At 66.8% G+C, this 3,262-nt stretch carries 4 protein-coding genes; 1 reads left to right on the top strand and 3 read right to left on the bottom strand.

Annotated features, from left to right (window positions below):
* Positions 1–1,101: radical SAM protein (locus AC08OJ_RS18625; protein WP_476596414.1), on the bottom strand; the 1,101-nt coding region annotated here is incomplete at its 3' end.
* Positions 1,102–1,164: 63 nt separating this feature from the next.
* On the opposite strand from AC08OJ_RS18625, the gene AC08OJ_RS18620 reads away from it, so the two are divergent.
* Positions 1,165–1,443, top strand: coding sequence for a hypothetical protein (locus AC08OJ_RS18620; protein WP_476596413.1), 279 nt, complete (start codon positions 1,165–1,167; stop codon positions 1,441–1,443).
* A 142-nt stretch (positions 1,444–1,585) separates the two neighbouring features.
* On the opposite strand, the gene AC08OJ_RS18615 is transcribed toward AC08OJ_RS18620, so the two are convergent.
* Together AC08OJ_RS18615 and AC08OJ_RS18610 are read right to left on the bottom strand one after the other, a co-directional pair.
* Positions 1,586–2,782, bottom strand: coding sequence for a M20 family metallopeptidase (locus AC08OJ_RS18615; RefSeq protein WP_476596412.1), 1,197 nt, complete (start codon positions 2,780–2,782; stop codon positions 1,586–1,588).
* 7 nt (positions 2,783–2,789) lie between these two features.
* Positions 2,790–3,262 (bottom strand): hypothetical protein (locus tag AC08OJ_RS18610; RefSeq protein WP_476594533.1); only part of this gene is annotated, 473 nt, incomplete at its 5' end.

Raw genomic sequence — 3,262 nt, 5'->3', positions numbered from 1 at the left:
GAAGCGGGTCGGGACCCCCAGCGCTGACAGGGTGCGGATGCCGAGCACGTTCTGCTCGGCAGTGGTCTGTTTCGCGAAGCGCACCAGAATGCTGTCCACCCCGGACTCCACGCCGAACAGCATGCGTCGAAGTCCGCGGTTGAGGAGGGTACGCCACATCGCAGCACGCTCGGCGTGCCAGTCCAGGTCACGGTCCGGGCAGACAACCTGGTCGATCCGACAACTCGACTCCCAGGCAAAGCCGGCCTCCTGCAGCAGCCGGGCGATATTCAGCGCCCGCGTTGCCGCGTCGGCGTCGCGGCCGAGGAACTCCTCATCGACCAGGTACAGCACCCGGGCGATGTTCGGATGTCGGGTAAAGACCGCGCGCATCTCGGTGAGCAGCCACGGAAGGTGGTCGAGGCCCGCGCCGGACCAGGAGCCCTTGTGGCCGCGGGGGCAGAACGAGCAGTACGAGGTGCAGCCCCGGCTGGTCTCCAGTTGGGCGACACCGTGATGGGTGAAGGTCGCCGGGAGGAGGTCGAGTTCGGGTACGACGTCCGTCGTGGTGTCGCGAGTCACTGGTGTGCTGGAACGACGCCGGCTGATGCCGAGCGCGCCGCGGCGGCGTGCACCGGTGTAGCCGAGGGCGGGTATCTGTTCCTGGTCGCAGTCCCCGTGCCAGTACCCGAGAATGGCTTCGATGGTGGCCTCGCCGGCAGCCCGGGCGATCAGCAGCTGTGGGTAGCGTTCGAGCAGCAGAGATTCGTTGCGGGCGGTGAGGCTGCCTCCGACAACGACGATCGGCGGTTCGGCCAGGGCATGGACGGCGTCCAGGAAGCAGATCAGGAGATCGTGCTGGCCGAAGGTCGCGGAGATACCGAGAATGTCCACCTTGCCGGCAGTGGCGTGCGCGATGAGATCGTCGAGGCTGGGACCGAGTTGCATGTCGGCCAGCGTCACCCTGCCGAGCAGGGTCGACCGCGCGGCGCGCGCGACGGTGCTGATACCAAGCGGAAACCTGGGTAGTGGGAAATTCTCCGGGTGGTACAGGGCGGCCAGCAGCGTGACCGGCCGCGACAGACGAACGACTCCCGCCTCGTCGAGACGGGCCGGTGACAACCACGAATCCGGTTTCTCGAGGCTCAGATGCCGTGTGGTCCAGGTTGGCCAGCGGCGGCTGCGGTGAGGCTGGCCGGACAAATCCGCCACGACCCACGTCCCATCCGCTCGCTCCAAGAAAACCAGCCGGCGATCCAGGCTGCCGGTTACTCGCACACGGCCGTCAGCCCGGCCGGCCAACCATGCGGCGAGGACAGCGGGATCGAGAAGGAGGTCATGGGCATCGTCTACGCCTACCCCCTCATGCCGGCTGTGATGCGCGTCGGCCAGGCGAAGGGCGGCACCGAAACGCTGGATCAGGGCCGTGTCAGAAACTTTCATACCGCATCCCCTCTCGCGTGACGAACAACACGAGAAGGGTGACGTTCCTGCTGGCGTAGCTCCAGATCATGAGCTTGCTAGAAACTCGTCGCATGCCGCTGCGACCGACGATGACAAGTTCCTACAAAGTTTCGACAAATTGTCAGGCCAGTTCTGACAATTGTCAGGTCAGCAAGGTGAGCGCGGCGGCATGGTAAACGGCCTGAACGGTGGGGATCGTGTCGAGTCGGATACGTTCGTCCGCGGCGTGCAGGTTCTCGTAGCTGACGCCGAAGCCCGCGGTGGCAGGGATGCCCACCCCCGCCAGGTAGTTCCCTATGTTCGACGGGCCGGCCACCTTGGGTCTGGTCTGCAAGCCAAGCTGAGCTGCGGCGTCGAGGATCGCGGCTGGCAGCGGTGCCGTGTCCTCCATTGCGTAGGGAGGCCAGCAGGTCTCGAGAAGGATGTCCGTGGCCCGGGTGTGCGGCCACCCCGCGTCCAGCGCAGCAGCACTTGCCCGTAGCAGTGCCTCGCCTGCCGCGGCATCGAAAGCTGGGGTCAGCCGTAGGTCGACGCTGACGGTGCACAGGTCCGGGGTCACCGACCAGCTCTGTCCTCCGCTGATCTCGGTGACCGTGACCTTCCCGCCGGTGGGGAAACGCGCCTCAGGAGCGGGCAGCGGTGCGGCGGCGAGGCGGGCGACGAGGTCAGCGGCCTTGACAATGGCGTTCGGAGTGCATGCCGACCCGCCGGAATGGCTCGCCACCCCGTGGACAAGCAGGCGGGCACGCAGCACGCCCCGCCCACCGACGACCACATGCTCGGCGCCCGGATAGCCGATCATCACGCCGAGGGTGTCCGCCGAGGTGTCTTCGAGGCTGGCGACGAAAGCGCGGGCGCCCCCGAAGCCGCCGGTATGCTCGTCGGCGTCCAAGAGCAGGGTGACGCCGCCGTGGAGCTGGTCAGCGCCGACGGTGAGCCGAAGGAGGAGATGGCAGAAGATAGCCGCACCCACCTTCGAATCTGCAGCCCCTCGGCCCCACATCCACCCGTCCACAACGGCGGCGCTGGTCGGCGGATAAGTCCAGGCATCCTCGTCCCCGAACGGGGCGGTGTCCACGCAGGCATCCAGCACCAGCCGAGGACCGGGCTGACCTCCGACCACCTCGGAGACGACCCCGACTAGCTCACCACACGAGTCGTGCAGCCGGCGTACAGGAAGTCGGCGGCCACGAAGCCATCCCGCTGCGCCTTCCAACACCGGGCCGGTCGGATCCAGCCCGCCACGGCTGGGCACTCTCACCAGGTCCGCGGTCAAAGCCACGACCGATCGCTGGTCTGCCTCCGCCGCCCGCAGCAGCGCACGTATCTCACCTGACATGCTGGGATCATCTCTCCCGCAGGACCGGCAGGGCCTCGACCGCCTCCACAGTCTCAATCCTCCTACTGGCTGCGTAGCACTGCCGAACATGATCCACCAGCCGCGCCGCCGGCTGCGCTCCGAGCAGAACACCGGAGTCGAACGCCTCGGCCGACGTCAGCGAGGGAATCGGCGTGACCGCGGCCTGTTCCGACACGCACAGAAAGCGCTCTGGCTGCGCCGTCTGATCTGTGATAAAGCCCAGATGCAACGTCTTGTAGCCATGACCACGATCGGCTGGGTTCCGCAGGGTCAGCAGCCGTAACAGGTGATCTTTCAGTACCTGCCGGTGCGGAGGACCGAACAGTACTCGATAGTGCACCAGTGCAGGCCGGTCGGCCAACGCCGCTTCAATAGCGTCCAGATAGGCCCGATCGCGTGATCGCGACCCGGTCACCAGCAGAACCTCCTGCGCGGTGTCGACGACGCGGGTCATAGCCT

It is taken from the genome of Frankia sp. CgKIO3, from assembly GCF_977946435.1.
This window is presented reverse-complemented; position numbering and strand designations above follow the sequence as displayed.